The sequence below is a fragment of the Bradyrhizobium viridifuturi genome (genome assembly GCF_001238275.1).
In the GTDB taxonomy this organism is placed as follows: Bacteria; Pseudomonadota; Alphaproteobacteria; order Rhizobiales; family Xanthobacteraceae; genus Bradyrhizobium; species Bradyrhizobium viridifuturi.
Genome location: NZ_LGTB01000004.1, coordinates 135,545 through 153,656, shown reverse-complemented (window position 1 = coordinate 153,656; position 18,112 = coordinate 135,545). Strand labels below are relative to the sequence as shown.

Here is an 18,112-nt window from a genome sequence, read left to right as displayed (position 1 = left end):
ATGAACCGGTGCCTACGTCCGCTGGCGTGTTTCGCCACAGCCGCCGCGCTCGCGCTGCTTCCAGTCCAGGCGACCGCCAAGCCGCATCACCAGCATCAGGCCAAAAGCGGCCACGGCGACAAGAAGGCGCACGGCGCCAAGTCGAGCGGCAAGACCGCACACGAGAGCGGCTCCGGCAAGCGCCGGCATGCCAGGCACGGCTCCGACAAACGCAAATCGGCGAAGGCCAAATCGGTCCCCTCCAAATCGACTGAGACCACCAAGGCGGCGGAGCCGGAGAAGCCTGCCGGGCCGCAACTGTCGGGCGATCTCGCCAACGTCAGGGACGCGATCCTCGCCGCGCGCCGGGGCAAGACCAACGACGCGACCGATATCCAGGCCAAGATCACCGACCCGGTCGGGCGCAAGCTCGTCGAGTGGTACCTGCTGCGCCATTCGGAGTCGAATGCGCCGTTCAGCCGCTATGCGGCATTCGTCGCGGCGAACCCGGATTGGCCAAGCGTCACGCTGCTCCGCAAACGGGCTGAAGCGCGGATGTGGCAGGAGCGCAGCGATCCGGCCACGGTGCACGGCTTCACGCTCGATCAACCGATCAGCGCCAAGGGCAAGTTCGCGCTCGCCCGCACGCTGCTCACTGAGGGCGACCGCGACGGCGCCGCGCGGCTGGTGCGCGAGGCCTGGCGTTCGGAAGAATTGCTCGAACGGACCGAGAGCGACGCCTACGACGCATTCAAGGACCTGCTGACATCCGACGATCATCGCGCGCGCATGGACAAGCGGATCGGCGCCAAGGATCTCGCCGGCGCGAGGCGCGCGGCACAGCACCTCGGCAGCGACGCGTTGGCCATCGTGAAGGCTTGCGGCGCGGTCCGCGGCCAATCCAGCAAGGCCGAGGACACGCTCAACGACGTGCCGGCTGATGCCCGCGGCGACCTCGGCTACACGCTGTGCCGCATCCAATGGCTGCTCGCGAAGAACAGGATCGACGATGCGGCGCGCGTGACGATCGCGGCGGCGCCCGAGACGATGGCGCAGCAGGACACCGACCAATGGTGGCGCGAGCGCCGCATCCTCTCCCGCAAGCTGCTGGATCAGGGTGAGTACCAGGCGGCCTATGACGTGATCCGGGGCGCGGCGGCGCCGGACAATCCGTACTATCGCTCCGACATGCACTTCATGCGCGGCTGGATCGCGCTGCGCTATCTCGACGATGCCAAGACCGCGGCGGCGCATTTCGCCCACATCGACGAGGGCCAGACCAACCCGACAGTGCTGGCGCGCGCCACCTATTGGCGCGGCCGCGCCGCCGAGGCACTCGGCAATTCCGCGGCGATGCGCGCCGACTACCAGGCCGCCGCGCGCTACCCGACTGCGTATTATGGCCAACTCGCGCTGACCAAGCTCGGCCGTGACGGCGTCGAGCTGCATGCACCCTCGCCCGCTGCAAGCGCCGACAGCATGGCCGCGGACGAGCGGGTTCGTGCCGCCGACATGCTCTACGCGATCGGCGAGCCCGATATCGTGCTCTATTTCGCAGCCGACCTTGCCGAGGAGAGCACTGACGTCGGGATGCTCGAGGCACTCGGCGAGCTCACCGGCCGCCACAACGATGCCCGCGCCATGCTGCAGATCGGCAAGATCGCGCTCGCGCGCGGCTTTGCCTTCGACCATTACGCCTTCCCGGTCATCGGCATTCCCAAGCACACACCGATCGCGCCCGACATCGGACGCAGCATGACCTACTCGATCGCGCGTACTGAAAGCGCGTTCGATCAGCGCGACAAGTCGGCGGCCAACGCCGTCGGCCTGATGCAGGTGACGCCCGAAGCCGGCCGCGACACCGCGAAGCGTTTCGGCGTCAGCTATGACTGGAGCAGGATGGTGTCCGATCCGGTCTACAACACCCAGATGGGCGCGGCCGAATTGAGCGCGCTGCTGGCGGAGTATCGCGGCTGCCACATCATGACATTTGCCGGCTATAACGCCGGCCGCGGCCGCGTCCGCGACTGGATCAAGGCCTATGGCGACCCGCGCGATCCCAAGGTCGATCCGGTCGATTGGGTGGAGCGGATCCCGATCTCGGAGACGCGCAACTACGTGCAGCGCGTGATGGAGAATTTCGCGGTCTATCGGGCGCGTTTCGAGGACGCCGGCACGGCGATGGCGGCAAAGAGCGGCGAGCGCGTCGTGACGCAGGAGACCAACGCCGCGCCGGCGCAGTGAGCCTCGCCGGCGTGATCAGATCAGGTTGATCTTTTCGGACAGCTGCTTCGTTCGGATCGCGCTAGGGGATATCCGCCGTCCTGCGAACCTCTCTCCGCGCGAAGAACCATGAGACACCTGCGATCAGACAGGCAAATCCGAGCCAGGCGATCATCGTGCGAGCTTCGCGGGGCGTGTCGATTCCGTAGCGATCGATGACGAAAACGGGCAACAGATACGCGAACGCGACAGTCCAGATGCTCCAGAGCCCAGAGCGGCCCAGAATGACGTAGACGAGGCCGCCGTAAACCAACTGGAACGCTAGTGCCGCGCCCAGCATCATGAGGAACAAGCGAAGATAATCGCTCCAGTACAAGATGTGCACGCCTTCCGGGGTCGTCCAGGGCACCATCCAGCCGACAAAGGCGACCGCAAACGCGGCGCTGGACGCAAGCCACGCAAGAACAAGGTTCCTCATGAGAAGCTTGCCTCGCTGCTTCTCACTCCACCTTCACATTGGCGGCCTTGATCATCGGCCACCACTTTGCGATTTCCGCCTTCTGCCAGGCGCCGAGTGCCTCCGGCTTCAACTGGTCTTGCGGCGGCATCTGCAAGCCGAGATTTTCGAGCTGCTTCTTCACCGCGGGATCGCGCAGCGCCTGGATCGCAGCCATGTTGAGCTTGGCCACGATCTCCTTCGGCGTGCCCTTCGGCACCCAGAGGCCGGACCACAGCGTCATGTAGAAGCCGGGCAAGCCGGCCTCGTCGACCGTCGGAACTTCAGGTGCATTCGCGACGCGCTTGGAATCGGTGACGGCATAGGCGCGGATGTTGCCGGCGCGGACCTGGTTGATCGAATTCGAGGTCTGGTCGACGATGATGTCGATCTGGCCGGCGACGAGGTCGTTCAGCGCCGGCCCGGTTCCGCGATACGGCACGTATTGCAGCTTGATGCCGGAGACGTTCTCGAAATAGAGCCCTGCGATATGGCTGCCGCTGCCGGCGCCGGCGGTGCCTGCAGTCGGCGGCTGAGGCCGCGACTTCAACCACTCCAAGAGTTCCTTCAGCGATTTCGCCGGCACGGCGTTCTTGCTGACGATGATCATCGGATTGCTCGGCAGCAGCACAACCGGCTCGAGATCCTCGACGAGGTCGTAGCCGAGCTTGTAGATCGCGCCGTTTGCGACGTGGGTGCCGAGATGGCCGAACGAGACGGTGTAGCCGTCAGGCGCCGCGCGCACCGCGCGGCCGACGCCGATCGAACCGCCCGCCCCGGTCACGTTCTCGATCAGACCACCTCGCCGAGCGACTGCTTCATCCGCTCGGCGAGGATGCGCGCCATGGCATCCGACGGACCGCCGGCAGCGAACGGCACGACGATGGTGATCGGGTGCGCGGGCCAGGTTTCCGCCGTAGCGCTTCCTGTGAACGCCAACATCGCCAGCACGGCCAAAACGAGCTTCCGCATCACGCTCTCCCTCAATCTTTCTTGTCGCATCATTTTTGAAGGGCCACCTTTCGACAAGATGGCCCTTCGGATGAGGCTTCAGAACTGCGAGAAGTCGATCGGCTTGTGCCGGTCGAGCGCGCGGGTCACCGGCGGCAGCGGGTATTTCAGGCCGCTGGCGCAATTGAACAGCATCACGCGGTCAGTCCTGCTGACCCGGCCGTCGGCAAGGCTCTGCTTGTAGGCAGCATAGGTCGCAGCGCCCTCGGGGCACAGCAAGAGGCCCTCCTCGCGCGCGACCTCATTGAGCGCAGCGCTGATCTTGTCGTCATCGACGGCGATTGCAAACCCCTTGCTCTCGCGCACCGCACGCAGGATGAGGAAGTCGCCGATCGCCTGCGGCACGCGGATGCCCGAGGCGATGGTGTGGGCATCCTCCCAGCGCGCCGCGTGCTCGGTGCCGGCCTCGTAGGCGCGCACCATCGGCGCGCAGCCGGAGGCCTGCACCGCGACCATCCGCGGACGCTTGGAGCCGATAAAGCCGATCTTCTCGAGCTCGTCGAACGCCTTCCACATGCCGATCAGGCCGGTGCCGCCACCGGTCGGATAGAAGATCACGTCGGGCACGTCCCAGCCGAGCTGCTCGGCGAGCTCGAGGCCCATCGTCTTCTTGCCCTCGATCCGGTACGGCTCCTTCAGGGTCGATGTATCGAACCAGCCGACCTTTGCCTTGCCCTCGCCGACGATCTTGCCGCAATCGTCGATATAGCCGTTGACGCGATAGACGGTGGCGCCCTGCAACTCGATCTCGCTGACATTCACCTCCGGCGTATCCGCCGGGCAGAAGATCGTGGTCTTGATGCCGCAGGAGGTCGCGTAGGCGGCGAGCGCCGCGCCGGCATTGCCGTTGGTCGGCATCGCCATGTGCTTGATGCCGAGCGCCTTGCCCATCGACACCGCCATCACGAGGCCCCGCGCCTTGAACGAGCCGGTCGGCAGCCGCCCCTCGTCCTTGACGATGATCTCGCCGCCGCCAAGTCGCGCCGAAAGCTTCGGCAGCCGGATCAGCGGCGTCGTGACTTCGCCGAGGCTGACGATGTCTTTGCATTTGCGCACCGGCAGCAGCTCGCGGTAGCGCCACAAATCGGCCGGACGCTCGGCCAGCGCGTCCTTCGTAAGGGCCTTCTTCACTCCGGCCAGATCGTAGCGCACCAGGAGCGGCTTGCCGGCCTTGGACAGATTGTGCACCTGGTCCGCTGCATAATGATCGCCCTCCATCGCGCATTCGAGATGGGTCACGAAGGTCGGGCGTTCGATGGTAAGGTTGTCGTTGTCTTTCACGAGGTGCTCTTTCTTTTTCTTAGGTTTTGCGAATCTGAGACCCGTCACCCCCGCGCAGAGGCTCCGCCTTTGTCGCTGGAGGTGGCCGCTTCTTCAGCGGCCCTCGAAGGGCGACAGGCCCCACTGTTCGATCCGGGCCGTGCATCCGTCGAGGCTCGCTCCGCTCGCACCTCAGGATGACAGGATTTGCCAATGCTTTGCAGCTCCTCCCGCCCGGTCTCTCAGATATTCAGCACGCGCCCGTAGGCGTCCAGCACCGCCTCCTTCATCATTTCCGACAAGGTCGGATGCGGGAACACGGTGTGCATCAACTCCTCTTCGGTGGTCTCCAGATTCATCGCCACCACATAGCCCTGGATCAGTTCGGTGACCTCGGCGCCGATCATGTGCGCGCCGAGCAGCTGCCCGGTCTTCTTGTCGAACACCACCTTGACGAGGCCCTGGTCCTCGCCGAGCGCGATCGCCTTGCCGTTGCCGACGAACGGGAAGCGGCCGACGCGGATCTCGCGGCCGCCTTCCTTGGCCTTGGCTTCGGTGAGGCCGACGGAAGCGACCTGCGGATTGCAATAGGTGCAGCCCGGGATCATCAGCTTGTCCATCGGATGCGGATGCAGGCCCTTGATCGCCTCGATGCAGATCACGCCCTCGTGCTCGGCCTTGTGTGCGAGCATGGGGGGACCTGCGACGTCGCCGATCGCGTAGATGCCGGGGATGTTGGTCTTGCCGAGGCCGTCGATCACGATGCAGCCGCGGTCGGTTTTGACGCCGAGCTTCTCCAGCCCGAGATTCTCGATGTTGCCGACCACGCCGACCGCCGAGATCACGCGCTCGAATTCCTTGGTCTGCGGCGAGCCCTTGCCGTCGTCGATGGTCGCGACCACGCTGTCGGCCTTCTTCTCCAGCTTGGTCACCTTGGTCGAGGACATGATCTTGATGCCCATCTTCTCGAACCGCTTGCGTGCCAGCCCTGCGATCTCGGCGTCCTCCACGGGAAGGATTTGCGGCAGCACCTCGACCACGGTGACGTCGGCGCCCATGGTGTGGAAGAACGAGGCAAACTCGATGCCGATCGCGCCGGAGCCGACCACCAGCAGCGATTTCGGCATCCGCTCCGGCACCATCGCCTCGAAATAGGTCCAGATCAGCTTCTTGTCGGGCTCGAGCCCGGGCAGCACGCGCGGCCGCGCGCCGGTCGCGACGATGATGTGCTTGGCCTGATAGCTGCCCTCGCCGCTGGCACCCTTCGGCGCCTCGACCGTGGACTTCTTCACGGTGATCTTGCCGGGCGCGTCGATCGTGGCATCGCCCCAGATCACCGTGACCTTGTTCTTCTTCATCAGGAAGCCGACGCCGTCATTGAGGCGCTTCGAGACGCCGCGCGAACGCTGCACCACAGCCTTCGGATCGAAACTGACATTGTCGGCCGACAGTCCGTAATCCTTGGCGTGCTGCATGTAGTGATAGATCTCCGCCGAGCGCAGCAGCGCCTTGGTCGGGATGCAACCCCAGTTCAGGCAGATACCGCCGAGATAGGATTTTTCGACGATCGCGGTCTTGAAGCCGAGCTGCGCGGCGCGGATCGCGGTCACGTAGCCGCCGGGGCCGGAGCCGATGATGATGACGTCAAAGGATGTGTCGGCCATGGCGGCTCCCGTTCAATTCAATTTGTGACGCCGCGGGCGCGGCTTCTTGCGATCAATGACCTGACCAGCCATTCGAGCCCGATCACCACGGCCATGATGGCCTGGGCCGTCAGCACGATCGGCTGGGCAATGTTCCGCGCCAACTGTTCGCCGGCGAAGAACGCGGAGTGCAGGAAATCCAGCCCGACCGGGTTGAGCACCAGCACGGCCGACACCAGCAGCGAGATCCAGGGCCAGCGCGTACGGGCCAAGCCGGCCATTCATCGGTACTCCTGCCATACCGCACCGAGAAATATGGTCCACACCAGCGCCAGCACACCGGCGCCGACCATCATCATCCGGAACTGGAACGTCGATATCAGGTCGCGGTTGACCGCGACGAGCAGCGCAACGGCGATGGCGGCGAGCAGAACGTACGGACCGTAGATCGCGTACATGGCTGATGCCCGTCACACCATCATCATCACGGGGTTTTCGATCAGCTGTTTGAAGGCGCCGATCAACTCGGCACCGAGCGCGCCGTCGATCGCGCGGTGATCGCACGACAAGGTGACGCTCATGATGTTCGCGATCTCGATCTTGCCGCCGCGCACGACCGGGCGCTCCTCCGAGGTGCCGACCGCGAGGATCGAGGCGTGCGGCGGGTTGATCACGGCGGTGAAGTGGTTGATGCCGTACATGCCGAGGTTGGAGACCGCGGTGGTGCCGCCCTGGTATTCTTCCGGCTTCAGCTTTCGGGCGCGGGCGCGGGCGGCAAAATCCTTCATCTCGTTCGAGATGGTCGAGAGCGTCTTGGTCTCGGCCTTGCGGATGATCGGCGTGATCAGGCCGCCCGGCATCGCCACCGCGACGCCGACGTCGGAATGCTTGTGCTTGAGCATGCCGCCTTCGGTCCAGCTGACGTTGCAGTTCGGGATCTTCTGCAGCGCCACCGCCATCGCCTTGATGACGAAATCGTTGACCGAGATCTTGTAGAGCGGCTTCTTCTCCTTGTCCTTCGGCGCGGCGGCGTTGATCTCCTCGCGCGCGGCGAGCAGCTTGCCGATGTCGCAGTCGATGGTGAGATAGAAGTGCGGGACGTTCTGCACCGAAGCGGTGAGACGCTGCGCGATGGTGCGGCGCATGCCGTCATGCGGCACGATTTCGTAGGAGCCCGGCTCGAACAGCGCCAGGATCTGCTTGTCCGACATCGACGGCGCGATGCTCGGCCCCGCCGCGGCAGGTGCAGCCGCCGGCGCCTTCAGGCCCTTGCCGGACTTGGCGTCGTCGACGTCGCGCGCGATGACGCGGCCGTGCGGGCCGGTGCCGGTGATGCGGGAGAGATCGATGCCGGCTTCCTTTGCCAATCGGCGCGCCAGCGGCGACGAGAACACGCGGGCGTGGCCGTTGGCTTGCGCGGCGGGCGCCGCAGCAAGCTGAGGCGCTGGTGCCGGTGCAGCGGCCGGCTGCGGCGCGGGCGCTGCTGACGGTGCGGGAGCCGCGGCAGGCGCAGCCTGCGCAGCCGGCTTCGGGGCTTCGGCGGGCTTGGCCGCCGGTGCGGCGCCGGCTCCGGCGCTGGCTGCCGCCTTCACGTCCTCGCCGTCGCCGGCCATGACCGCGATGACGTCGTTGACCGGCACGTCCTGCGTGCCCTCGGGCACCAGGATCTTGGCGATCGTGCCTTCATCGACCGCCTCGACTTCCATCGTCGCTTGTCGGTCTCGATCTCCGCGATCACGTCGCCGGACTTGACCTTGTCGCCCTCTTTCTTGAGCCACTTGGCGAGATTGCCCTTTTCCATCGTCGGCGACAGCGCGGGCATGAGAATATTGATCGGCATTGTCAGTGACCTTGTTGCGACCGCGGTTTGGTTTGGCCCATGTCGGTCGGCCGGGCGATTTCGGCTTCGAACATCTCGACGATGCGCGCGAGCGCTTCGTCCTCGGTGTATTCGCTCTCGCGCGAATAGGCGCGTGCGGCGTGACGGGCGATGTCGACGAGCATCAGCCCCCACATATCCGGCTCCTCGAAGGCGCGCTGGAACGCGATCGACAGGCCGCCGTCGACGACAAAGGCGCGCAGCACCTCGACGGCGTCGTCGCGGCCCATCACGTCAGGCGGCAGCGGCTGCTCCTTGGGACCGGCCATCGGCGTTACCGGTAGGACACGGCCTTGGCGGCCGCGACCACCTCGGCGACGGAGGGCAGAGCAAGCTTTTCGAGGTTCGCCGCGTAAGGCATCGGCACGTCCTTGCCGGAGACGCGCGCGACCGGCGCATCGAGATAGTCGAAAGCATGCTCCATGATGCGCGCGGCGACCTCGGAGCCGACGCCGCTCTGCTGCCAGCCCTCTTCCACCGTGACCGCGCGGCCGGTCTTCTTCACCGAGTTGATGACGGTCTCGGTGTCCATCGGACGGATGGTGCGCAGATCGATGACTTCGGCCTCGATGCCTTCCTTGGCGAGCTCGTCCGCGGCCTTCAGCGCATAGGACATGCCCATCGCCCAGGAGACGATGGTGACGTCCTTGCCGGCGCGCGCAATGCGCGCCTTGCCGATCGGCACCACGAAGTCGGGCAGCTTCGGCACCTCGCCGGTGTGGCCGTACAGCATTTCGTTCTCGAGGAAGACCACCGGGTTGGGATCGCGGATCGCGGCCTTGAGCAGGCCCTTGTAGTCGGCGGCCGAATACGGCGCGATCACCTTGAGGCCCGGGATCTGCGAGTACCAGGCGGCGTAGTCCTGGCTGTGCTGGGCCGCGACGCGCGCGGCGGCGCCGTTCGGTCCGCGGAACACGATCGAGCAGCCCATCTGGCCGCCGGACATGTACAGCGTCTTGGCGGCGGAGTTGATGATCTGGTCGATCGCCTGCATGGCGAAATTCCAGGTCATGAACTCGACGATCGGCTTCAGCCCGGCCATCGCCGCGCCGACGCCGACGCCGGCAAAGCCGTGCTCGGTGATCGGCGTGTCGATCACGCGCCGCGCGCCGAACTCCTGCAACAGGCCCTGCGTCACCTTGTAGGCGCCCTGATATTCGGCGACCTCCTCGCCCATGATGAAGACGTCGCCGTCGCGGCGCATCTCCTCGGCCATCGCATCGCGCAGCGCCTCGCGGATGGTCTGCGTGACCATCTCGGTGCCGGCCGGAATTTCCGGATCGGGCAGCGCCTCGTTGACCGGCGCTGCCGGCGCCTTTGCCGCGGGCTGCGGCGCTTCCGCCTTTGCATCTCCCTTGGCTTCAGCAGCAGGCGCCTCCGCGGCCTTCGGCGCAGGAGCTGCGGACACCTTGGCGAGGTCGGCGGCGCTTTCGCCGTCAGCCAGGATGGTCGCGATCGGCGTGTTCACCGCGACATCGGCGGTGCCTTCCGGAATCAGGATCTTGCCGAGCGTGCCCTCGTCGGTTGCCTCGACCTCCATCGTCGCCTTGTCGGTCTCGATCTCGGCGATGACGTCACCGGACTTGATGGTCTCGCCTTCTTTTTTCAGCCATTTGGCGAGGTTGCCCTTCTCCATGGTGGGCGACAGCGCAGGCATCAGCACTTGAATGGGCATATCGGCTCCCGAAATCGGTCTTGAAATTCTTCTGCGCGGGTGGGGTCAGCGGTAGATGTCGGTGTAGAGCTCGGATGCATCCGGCTCCGGATCGTGCTGCGCGAAGTCGGCGGCCTCGTTGACGATCTCGCGCACCTCGGCGTCGATCGCCTTGAGATCCTGCTCGCTCACGCCCGACGCCAGCAAGCGGTTGCGCACCTGCTCGATCGGGTCCTGGTCGTGACGAACCTTTTCGACCTCCTCACGCGTGCGGTACTTCGCGGGATCGGACATCGAGTGGCCGCGGTAACGGTAGGTCTGCATCTCCAGGATGATCGGACCGTTGCCGCCGCGGCACCATGCCGTGGCCTCATCGGCGGCGGCCTTGACCGCGCGCACGTCCATGCCGTCGACCTGCTTGCCGGGGATGTTGAAGGACACGCCGCGCTTCGAGAAGTCCTGCTGGGCCGAGGCGCGCGACACCGCGGTGCCCATCGCATAGCGATTGTTCTCGATCACGTAGATCACCGGCAGCTTCCACAGCTCCGCCATGTTGAAGCTTTCGTAGACCTGGCCCTGGTTGGCTGCGCCGTCGCCGAAATAGGTCACGCTGACGTTATCGTTGCCGCGATAGCGATTGGCGAACGCAAGGCCGGTGCCGAGCGACACCTGCGCGCCCACGATTCCGTGACCGCCGTAGAAATGCTTCTCCTTGCTGAACATGTGCATGGAGCCGCCCTTGCCGCGGGAATAGCCGCCGCGGCGTCCGGTCAGTTCGGCCATCACGCCCCTGGCTTCCATGTCGCAGGCCAGCATGTGGCCGTGGTCGCGGTAGCCCGTTATGACCTCGTCGCCCTGCTTCAGCGCCATCTGCATGCCGACCACGACCGCTTCCTGGCCGATATAGAGATGGCAGAAGCCGCCGATCGCACCCATGCCGTAGAGCTGACCGGCCTTCTCCTCGAAGCGCCGGATCAGGAGCATGTCCCGCAGTGCCTTGAGCTCCTGCTCCCTGGTGAATTCCGGGGGAGAACCAGCCTTCTCCTGACCTGATTCCTTCGCGACGCTTTTCTTGGGTGCGGCCATGGCAATTCCGGGTGAGAGAAGTCGAAGAACCCTCTCTAACCCAACTCAAATCACCTTGGAAGGATTGCGTTCGCCCGATGGAATTTTGCTATGCCGCACTGCAGCGCGGCGCGACACTTTTGTGATAGCACGCGATTGTTTTTGAAATTTGAGAACGCGTCAGTTCGACTTGTTGATCCGAACCAGATCACGCGGGTTGGCGTAGTCGAGCTGGAAGCGCGCACGCTCGTCCAGCATGTCGGGATCGACCCGGTCCGACCGCAGCAGCGACACCCGCTGCTCGCCCTCGGCCCGCTCCTTCTTCAGGCGCGCCAGCTCCGAGGTCAGCGCGATGATTTCCTGATCGAGTTCCTGCCGCGCGTTCAGGCCGTATTTGCCGGTGTAGGCGTTGACGCCGAAATAGCCGACCATCAGCGCCGCCAGCGTGTAGAGCGCTAGTCCGGTCAGAATCGATTTGAGGCGCGTGCGGGAGACCATGGCCGCGAAGATGCGGCCATGGGGTTAACGGAGTGCTAAGGCGCGACCATTTGACCGGCAAAGCGCTGCGCACTTTCCGGATCATGCGCTCAGCGGTTCTGCTTTTCGATGAAGGCCGCGAAGGCGTCGAGATACTGCTGCAGCACGCCCTTCAGCGACTCCTTGGTCAGCTCGCCCTTGTCGTCGAAGGCATCGCCGACGCCGTTGAGATAGGTTTCCGGCTGGCCGAGGATCGGACCGGAAATGCCCGGCAGGATGTTCTGCAGATGCTTCACCGCGCTGACGCCGCCGAGCGGGCCCGGCGAATTGCCGATGATGCCGATCGGCTTGCCGATGAACGAGCTCTTGCCGTAGGGCCGCGAGGCGACGTCGATCGCGTTCTTCAGCACACCGGGGATCGAGCGGTTGTACTCCGGGGTCACGAACAGCACGCCGTTCGACTTCTGCAGCTTCTCGCGGAAGGCGAGCCAGTCTGCCGGCGGCACCGCCTCGAGGTCCTGGTTGAAGAAGGAAATGCCCTGAAGCGTCGTGACGTCGAGCTTCAGCGAAGCGGGCGCGAGCTTGGCCAGCGCATTGGCGATCTTGAGCGAGAAGCTCTCCTTGCGGATGCTGCCGACGATGGTGACGATGTTATAGGCCATAGCAAAAATTCCCTCGGGTTCGCGTGAAACTCGCCGACCTCACCTACCGGCGCCCTGAAAAAGATGCAAGTGCATGGATTGTGCAATTCCGGAAACGCATCGTTCACGAAATTGGACCGAACGGCCGGGCGCCAACCGGCCGCACGCCGTGGCGGGCGCGGCCGGAGGCCAAATCTCGACACGTTCCTCTAAACATAATGTGCGCAGATTCCACACAGCGTGCGGTCGACCGAAGGGCAGGCAATGGCAGAGCGGAGGATACGGGTTGCAATCTTGTTCGGCGGGCGATCGGCCGAGCATGACGTCTCACGGGCATCGGCGGCCAACGTGCTTCGCTCGCTCGACCCGGATCGCTATGAGGCCACGGCGATCGGCATCACGCGCGAAGGTCGCTGGATCGCGGTGGACGCAGGCAACTGCATCGGCACCGGCGGCAACGCGTTGACCATTCCCCTCGACGGGCCGCAACTCGCGCTGCTGCCGGGCGGCCAGGGCCGCACGCTTGCGCTGGGCGGCGGCGCCACAGCCGTTCAGGAACTACCCGCATTCGATGTCGTCTTCCCGGTCCTGCATGGCCCCAATGGCGAGGATGGCACCGTGCAGGGCGCGCTGGAATTGTCCGACGTGGCCTATGTCGGCTCGCGCGTGATGGGCTCGGCGGCCGGAATGGACAAGGATATCGCCAAACGCCTGTTGCGCGAGGCTGGATTGCCGATCGTTCCCTTTGCCGTGATGTCGGCCGCGGCCCCCGTCGGCTATGACGACGCGGCCAGCGCTCTCGGCTCGCACGAGGTCTTCGTCAAGCCTGCCAACATGGGATCATCGGTCGGCGTGTCGAAGGCGCGCAACGCGGCGGAGTTCGAGGCGGCCTGCAGACTCGCGTTCCGCTTCGATACCAAGATCCTGATCGAGCGCTGCATCGCGCCGATCCGGGAGGTCGAGTGCTCCGTGCTCGAGGATGCCGAGGGCCGCGTGCGCGCCTCGCAGCTCGGCGAGATCGTGCCGTCCGACAAGCACGGCTTCTACTCCTACGACGCGAAGTATCTCGATGCGGAGGGCGCCCTGCTGCAGGTGCCCGCCGACGTCCCGCCTGCCGCGGCCGATCGCATCAGGGAGCTCGCGATCAGGACATTCGGGGTGCTGGGTTGCGAAGGCATGGCGCGCATCGACTTCTTCCTGCACGGCGAGCAGGCCTTCGTGAACGAGGCGAACACCCTGCCCGGCTTCACCAACATCAGCATGTATCCGCGGCTGTGGGAGGCCAGCGGCCTGCCGCAAACCGAGCTGATGGATGTCCTGATCGGCCATGCCCTGGAGCGTCACAAGCGCTCCAGGAGCCTGGCATTCGAGCGCGAGTAGAGCATGATCCGGAAGTGCGAAGCGGTTTTCCGGAAAGATCATGCTCAAACAAGAATCCAAAGCGCGATGACGATTCAACCTAATCTCATCGCGCTTTAGTCTCCGATCGGTTACGCGCCCTTGTTCGGATTGATCAGGAATTTCTCGCCGGTCGCGCGCTTGCCGTAGACGGCGATGTTGTCGAGCTGCAGGGTTTCCTGCAACGACACCACCTTGGTGTAGTGACTGGCGAAGGTGGTCTTCAACTCGGCGACCACGCGCTGACGCAGCTTGTTGCCCGCCTCCGGACCGATTTTCATCAGGAACGGGAACAAGAGCCAGCCGCCGACGCCCCAGGCCATGCCGAAGCCGCGCGGCAGCTCGATCGAACGGTTGTCCAGGCTGCCATAAACGTAGACCTGCTTGTGCACATTCGAGCCGTAGCGGCTGTAGGCCTTGGCGGTCTTGTTGATCGCGGTCTCCATCGCGACCAGGATCTGGCCCGCGAGCTTGCCGCCGCCGATCGCATCGAAGGCGATGGTCGCACCGGTCTCGACCAGCGCGGCAGTGAGCTTGTCCATGAAATCAGGCGCGCTGGAATCGACGATGTGCTTGGCGCCGATCTTGTGCAGGATGTCGGCCTGCTCCTTGTTGCGCACGATGTTGACGAGGCCAATGCCGTCCTTGAGGCAGATCCTGTTCAGCATCTGGCCGAGGTTCGACGCCGCCGCCGTGTGCACCAGCGCCTTGTGACCCTCGCGCCGCATCGTCTCGGTCATGCCGAGCGCGGTCAGCGGATTGACGAAGCAGGATGCGCCTTCCGCCGGCGTGGTGCCCTCGGGAAGCGGCAGGCATTCGGTGACGCGCAGCGTGCGGTATTGCGCATACATTGCACCGCCGATCATCGCGACCGTCCGGCCCATCAACGCTTTCGCCGCGTCCGACGAGCCGGTCTTGATTACGACGCCGGCGCCTTCATTGCCGACCGGCATCGACTCGTCGAGCCGGGCGGCAAGACCGACCAATGCCGCTTCCGGCACGCGCGCGGTCACCACGGGCAATTCCTTGCTGCCGGAGACCTTGGCGGCGGCCATGTCGGCCGGGCCGATCAAGAGCCCGAGGTCGGACGGATTGATCGGGGTCGCCTCGACCCGGACCACGACCTCGTCGGGGCCGGGCTCGGGGGTCGGGACATTGACCAACGACAATTCCAGTTCGCCATCCTTCTTGAGCAGCGAACGCAGTTGCAGACCGCTCTTGCCGTCACTCATCCCGACCTCCCCTTTTTGCGTTTTGTTCAGTCCCGATCAGTTGGGGCGCTAGGCCAGCGCCTTCAAGGCCGCCCGGCCGGCGTATTTCGCCTGGGTACCGAGTTGCTGCTCGATGCGCAGCAGCTGGTTGTACTTGGCAGTACGGTCGGAGCGCGCCAGCGAGCCGGTCTTGATCTGCCCGCAATTGGTGGCGACCGCGAGGTCGGCGATCGTGGAGTCCTCGGTTTCGCCGGAGCGATGCGACATCACGGCGGTGTAGCCGGCCTTGTAAGCCATCTCGATCGCCGCCAGCGTCTCGGTCAGGGTGCCGATCTGGTTGACCTTGACCAGGATCGAGTTGGCGCGGCCGTGCTTGATGCCGTCGGCAAGCCGGGTGACGTTGGTAACGAACAGATCGTCGCCGACCAACTGGCACTTGCTGCCGATCGCGTCGGTCAGCTCCTTCCAGCCGTCCATGTCGTCTTCCGACATGCCGTCCTCGATGGTGACGATCGGATAGCGGCCGACCAGATCGGCGAGATACTTCACCTGCTCCGAGCGCGAGCGGGTCTTGTTCTCGCCGCCATAGACGTAGGCGCCGTCCTTGAAGAACTCGGTGGAGGCGCAGTCGAGGCCGAGCACGACGTCGTCGCCCGCCTTGTAGCCGGCCTTGCCGATCGCGTTCATGACGAACTCGAGCGCGGCGTCGGCCGACGGCAGGTTCGGCGCAAAACCGCCCTCGTCGCCGACATTGGTGTTGTGGCCGGCCTTCTTCAGTTCGCCGCGCAGCGTGTGGAAGATTTCCGAGCCGCAGCGCAGCGCTTCGGCGAAGCTGCTGGCGCCGACCGGCAGGATCATGAATTCCTGGAAGTCGATAGGGTTGTCGGCATGCACGCCGCCATTGATGATGTTCATCATCGGCACCGGCAGCGTCCGCGCCGAGGTGCCGCCGACATAGCGATACAGCGGCATGTCGAAGGATTCCGCGGCAGCCTTGGCGCAGGCCAGCGAGACACCGAGGATGGCGTTGGCGCCGAGCCGGCTCTTGTTCGGGGTGCCGTCGAGCTCGATCATGATCTGGTCGATCGCGACCTGCTCCTCGACGGCCTGGTCGCTGAGCGCCTCGAAGATCTCGCCGTTGATGGCGGCAACCGCCTTCTCGACACCCTTGCCGAGATAGCGCGACTTGTCGCCATCGCGCAGTTCGACCGCCTCATGGGCGCCGGTCGAGGCCCCCGACGGCACCGCCGCGCGACCGATCGACCCATCCTCCAGCACGACATCGACCTCGACCGTGGGGTTGCCGCGGCTATCCAGGATTTCGCGGCCGATGATGTCGACGATGTCAGTCATGAGAACCTCTTTTGGCAGTGCGGGGGGCAGATGGCGGTGCTTCTACCGCAATGCATCGAGGGGGAAAAGGCCGGGTGACGGGCGCCCCCGCATTGGATAAGAGGACGCCACGGAGACCCCCTGATGGCAAAGAAATCCACCAAATCAACCACCTCCCCCGGCCTGCAACTCGGCCGCGCGGTGGAATGGCCCGACGCACCGGAAAAGGCGCAGCTCGACCGCGTGCCCAACCCACAGGCTGGTACCGATTATCTGGTACGCTTCACGGTGCCGGAATTCACCTCGATCTGCCCGGTGACGGGCCAACCGGATTTCGCCCATCTGGTGATCGACTATGTGCCGGGCCGCTGGCTGCTGGAATCCAAATCGCTGAAGCTGTTCGCCGCGAGCTTCCGCAACCACGGCGCCTTCCACGAGGACTGCACGGTCATGATCGGCAAGCGGATCGCCGACGAGATCAAGCCGAAATGGCTGCGCATCGGCGGCTACTGGTATCCGCGCGGCGGCATCCCGATCGACGTGTTCTTCCAGACCGGCCGATTGCCGAAGGGCATCTGGGTTCCTGACCAGGGCGTCGCGACGTATCGCGGGCGGGGCTAGAGTAGCGGCCTACGCCTCGACATCCGGTCGCGCGGCGGCATCAGCCGGCCGGGTCTGCTGCAAAAATCTCGCGCAGATGAAGCCGAGCACGACCATCACGGCGGCGGCCGAGACCAGCGTTGTCGTCTTACCTGCGTGCTGAAGCCCAAAACCGTAAGCGATCGGGCCGACGGTCTGGCCCATGAAAAAGAAGAACGAGTGCAGCGACAGTGCGGTGGCGCGCGCTTCCACTGAGAGCTCGCTGGCGAACACCTGCAGGCAGCCGTGGATCATGTAGAAGCCGAGGCCCATCACCAGGAGGCTCGCCATCTGCAATTTCCAGTGCGGACCGAAGGCGACGCCGACGAGTTGGATCGCAACCAGCGTCGCACCTACGATCATCATCCCCCTCACCCCGATCAGCGGCAGCATCCGCGACACCGTCAGCGTGTACAGCAATCCGCCGATCGCAAAGCCCGCGATCACGATGCCGGCGATCGACAACGAGGTCTCGCCGAGCTCGAACAGGAACGAGGCGATGAAGGGAAACAGCCCGAGCACGCAGCAACCTTCGACGAAGACCGCCGAGTAGCAGATCCGCGCGTTCGGATTGGTGAAGATGGTGCGATAACCGTGACGCAGCGCCTTCAGGCTGGTGCGCGGCGGACGGTTCAGCGCGGCGCCGCGGAAGCCGGCCGCGACCGCGAGGGCTACAATGATCACGAGGCCGCCGAGCACCGCGAGCACGCCGCGCCAGCCGAGCAGATCGCCGATCAGCCCCGAAGCAGTCGCGCCGAGCAGATTGCCGGTCATCGAGCCTGCCAGCGTCCGTCCGATCGCAAGCTGCCGCTTGTCCGGCCCAACGAGATCGCTGGTCAGCGACAGCGCCACCGGAAACACGCCGCCCGAGCCGATGCCCGCCAGGATGCGGGTCACGAACAGCATCGGGAACGAGGTCGAGAGCGCGCCGAGGATATTGGCCACGCCGAGCAGTCCGAGACAGATCGTCATCAGCCGCGCCTTGCCGAACAAATCGGCGGCGGCGCCGATCGCCGGTTGGACCGCAGCGAAGGTGAAGGCAAACACCGCGGCAAAGCTCGCCGCGGTCGCGATGCTGATACCAAAATCCTCCGCAACATGCGGCAGCACCGGATCGAGTGCACGCACCGACAGGCTCGCCGCGAAGGTCGCCAGCGTGATGACGTTGAGGGCCGGCGGCATGCCGCTGGTTGCGGTCATGTCG

At 65.1% G+C, this 18,112-nt stretch carries 16 protein-coding genes and 2 pseudogenes; 3 read left to right on the top strand and 15 right to left on the bottom strand.

From position 1 onward, the window contains the following. On the top strand, positions 1 to 2,223 hold the full coding sequence (locus tag ALC15_RS05725) for a lytic transglycosylase domain-containing protein (protein ID WP_050626433.1): 2,223 nt from the start codon (positions 1 to 3) through the stop codon (positions 2,221 to 2,223). Positions 2,224 to 2,284: 61 nt separating this feature from the next. Here the strand turns inward: ALC15_RS05725 and ALC15_RS05720 are convergent, their stop codons facing one another. The 12 genes and pseudogenes from ALC15_RS05720 to ALC15_RS05670 all read right to left on the bottom strand — a co-directional run bounded on the left by ALC15_RS05720 (position 2,285) and on the right by ALC15_RS05670 (position 12,349). Then, a complete protein-coding gene (locus tag ALC15_RS05720) occupies positions 2,285 to 2,680 on the bottom strand; it encodes a hypothetical protein (RefSeq protein WP_050626432.1) in 396 nt (131 codons plus the stop codon). A 22-nt stretch (positions 2,681 to 2,702) separates the two neighbouring features. Next, positions 2,703 to 3,670: pseudogene (locus tag ALC15_RS05715) on the bottom strand (tripartite tricarboxylate transporter substrate binding protein BugD). 78 nt (positions 3,671 to 3,748) lie between these two features. Further along, positions 3,749 to 4,990 carry a threonine synthase gene (locus ALC15_RS05710; protein ID WP_050626431.1) on the bottom strand — a complete coding sequence of 414 codons (1,242 nt, stop codon included), beginning with the start codon at positions 4,988 to 4,990 and terminating at the stop codon, positions 3,749 to 3,751. Positions 4,991 to 5,211: 221 nt separating this feature from the next. Then, positions 5,212 to 6,633: a dihydrolipoyl dehydrogenase gene (gene lpdA, locus ALC15_RS05705; protein WP_050626430.1), complete on the bottom strand. Its 1,422-nt coding sequence runs from the start codon at positions 6,631 to 6,633 to the stop codon at positions 5,212 to 5,214. Between the two features lie 17 nt (positions 6,634 to 6,650). Continuing rightward, a complete protein-coding gene (locus tag ALC15_RS05700) occupies positions 6,651 to 6,893 on the bottom strand; it encodes a hypothetical protein (protein WP_050626429.1) in 243 nt (80 codons plus the stop codon). Then, a complete protein-coding gene (locus ALC15_RS44715) occupies positions 6,894 to 7,070 on the bottom strand; it encodes a hypothetical protein (RefSeq protein WP_167350128.1) in 177 nt (58 codons plus the stop codon). Positions 7,071 to 7,082: 12 nt separating this feature from the next. Next, positions 7,083 to 8,452 (bottom strand): annotated as a pseudogene (locus ALC15_RS05695) (pyruvate dehydrogenase complex dihydrolipoamide acetyltransferase). Positions 8,453 to 8,454: 2 nt separating this feature from the next. After that, the gene (locus tag ALC15_RS05690; protein ID WP_021079261.1) at positions 8,455 to 8,760 is read right to left on the bottom strand and encodes a DUF5076 domain-containing protein; all 306 of its coding nucleotides are present in this window, start codon (positions 8,758 to 8,760) and stop codon (positions 8,455 to 8,457) included. A 5-nt stretch (positions 8,761 to 8,765) separates the two neighbouring features. Then, positions 8,766 to 10,166, bottom strand: coding sequence for a pyruvate dehydrogenase complex E1 component subunit beta (locus ALC15_RS05685; RefSeq protein WP_050626428.1), 1,401 nt, complete (start codon positions 10,164 to 10,166; stop codon positions 8,766 to 8,768). 45 nt (positions 10,167 to 10,211) lie between these two features. Beyond that, positions 10,212 to 11,231: a pyruvate dehydrogenase (acetyl-transferring) E1 component subunit alpha gene (pdhA, locus tag ALC15_RS05680; protein WP_050626427.1), complete on the bottom strand. Its 1,020-nt coding sequence runs from the start codon at positions 11,229 to 11,231 to the stop codon at positions 10,212 to 10,214. Between the two features lie 159 nt (positions 11,232 to 11,390). Beyond that, on the bottom strand, positions 11,391 to 11,708 hold the full coding sequence (locus tag ALC15_RS05675) for an FtsB family cell division protein (protein WP_021079258.1): 318 nt from the start codon (positions 11,706 to 11,708) through the stop codon (positions 11,391 to 11,393). An 89-nt stretch (positions 11,709 to 11,797) separates the two neighbouring features. Continuing rightward, a complete protein-coding gene (locus ALC15_RS05670) occupies positions 11,798 to 12,349 on the bottom strand; it encodes an NADPH-dependent FMN reductase (RefSeq protein WP_050626426.1) in 552 nt (183 codons plus the stop codon). A 243-nt stretch (positions 12,350 to 12,592) separates the two neighbouring features. Here ALC15_RS05670 and ALC15_RS05665 point away from each other — a divergent pair, with 243 nt between their 5' ends. Beyond that, positions 12,593 to 13,708: a D-alanine--D-alanine ligase family protein gene (locus ALC15_RS05665; RefSeq protein ID WP_050626425.1), complete on the top strand. Its 1,116-nt coding sequence runs from the start codon at positions 12,593 to 12,595 to the stop codon at positions 13,706 to 13,708. A gap of 110 nt (positions 13,709 to 13,818) precedes the next feature. Here ALC15_RS05665 and ALC15_RS05660 read toward each other — a convergent pair whose 3' ends face one another. Together ALC15_RS05660 and eno are read right to left on the bottom strand one after the other, a co-directional pair. Next, positions 13,819 to 14,958 (bottom strand): zinc-binding dehydrogenase, encoded by a 1,140-nt coding sequence (locus ALC15_RS05660; protein WP_050626424.1) that lies wholly within the window; start codon positions 14,956 to 14,958, stop codon positions 13,819 to 13,821. A gap of 48 nt (positions 14,959 to 15,006) precedes the next feature. Continuing rightward, a complete protein-coding gene (eno, locus tag ALC15_RS05655) occupies positions 15,007 to 16,290 on the bottom strand; it encodes a phosphopyruvate hydratase (protein WP_050626423.1) in 1,284 nt (427 codons plus the stop codon). Between the two features lie 123 nt (positions 16,291 to 16,413). Here eno and queF point away from each other — a divergent pair, with 123 nt between their 5' ends. Then, entirely contained in the window at positions 16,414 to 16,890 is a 477-nt protein-coding gene (gene queF, locus ALC15_RS05650; protein ID WP_050626422.1) for a preQ(1) synthase, read from the top strand. Between the two features lie 9 nt (positions 16,891 to 16,899). Here the strand turns inward: queF and ALC15_RS05645 are convergent, their stop codons facing one another. Next, positions 16,900 to 18,108 carry an MFS transporter gene (locus ALC15_RS05645; protein ID WP_050626421.1) on the bottom strand — a complete coding sequence of 403 codons (1,209 nt, stop codon included), beginning with the start codon at positions 18,106 to 18,108 and terminating at the stop codon, positions 16,900 to 16,902. Positions 18,109 to 18,112 lie beyond the last annotated feature (4 nt).

What these genes read in the sequence shown, in the direction of transcription:
- ALC15_RS44715 (WP_167350128.1), bottom strand. Translation starts at nt 7,070, where the DNA reads ATGTACGCGATCTACGGTCCGTACGTTCTGCTCGCCGCCATCGCCGTT.
- ALC15_RS05720 (WP_050626432.1), bottom strand. Translation starts at nt 2,680, where the DNA reads ATGAGGAACCTTGTTCTTGCGTGGCTTGCGTCCAGCGCCGCGTTTGCG.
- ALC15_RS05675 (WP_021079258.1), bottom strand. Translation starts at nt 11,708, where the DNA reads ATGGTCTCCCGCACGCGCCTCAAATCGATTCTGACCGGACTAGCGCTC.
- ALC15_RS05665 (WP_050626425.1), top strand. Translation starts at nt 12,593, where the DNA reads ATGGCAGAGCGGAGGATACGGGTTGCAATCTTGTTCGGCGGGCGATCG.
- queF (WP_050626422.1), top strand. Translation starts at nt 16,414, where the DNA reads ATGGCAAAGAAATCCACCAAATCAACCACCTCCCCCGGCCTGCAACTC.
- pdhA (WP_050626427.1), bottom strand. Translation starts at nt 11,231, where the DNA reads ATGGCCGCACCCAAGAAAAGCGTCGCGAAGGAATCAGGTCAGGAGAAG.
- ALC15_RS05700 (WP_050626429.1), bottom strand. Translation starts at nt 6,893, where the DNA reads ATGGCCGGCTTGGCCCGTACGCGCTGGCCCTGGATCTCGCTGCTGGTG.
- ALC15_RS05725 (WP_050626433.1), top strand. Translation starts at nt 1, where the DNA reads ATGAACCGGTGCCTACGTCCGCTGGCGTGTTTCGCCACAGCCGCCGCG.
- eno (WP_050626423.1), bottom strand. Translation starts at nt 16,290, where the DNA reads ATGACTGACATCGTCGACATCATCGGCCGCGAAATCCTGGATAGCCGC.
- ALC15_RS05685 (WP_050626428.1), bottom strand. Translation starts at nt 10,166, where the DNA reads ATGCCCATTCAAGTGCTGATGCCTGCGCTGTCGCCCACCATGGAGAAG.
- ALC15_RS05690 (WP_021079261.1), bottom strand. Translation starts at nt 8,760, where the DNA reads ATGGCCGGTCCCAAGGAGCAGCCGCTGCCGCCTGACGTGATGGGCCGC.
- ALC15_RS05660 (WP_050626424.1), bottom strand. Translation starts at nt 14,958, where the DNA reads ATGAGTGACGGCAAGAGCGGTCTGCAACTGCGTTCGCTGCTCAAGAAG.
- ALC15_RS05670 (WP_050626426.1), bottom strand. Translation starts at nt 12,349, where the DNA reads ATGGCCTATAACATCGTCACCATCGTCGGCAGCATCCGCAAGGAGAGC.
- lpdA (WP_050626430.1), bottom strand. Translation starts at nt 6,633, where the DNA reads ATGGCCGACACATCCTTTGACGTCATCATCATCGGCTCCGGCCCCGGC.
- ALC15_RS05645 (WP_050626421.1), bottom strand. Translation starts at nt 18,108, where the DNA reads ATGACCGCAACCAGCGGCATGCCGCCGGCCCTCAACGTCATCACGCTG.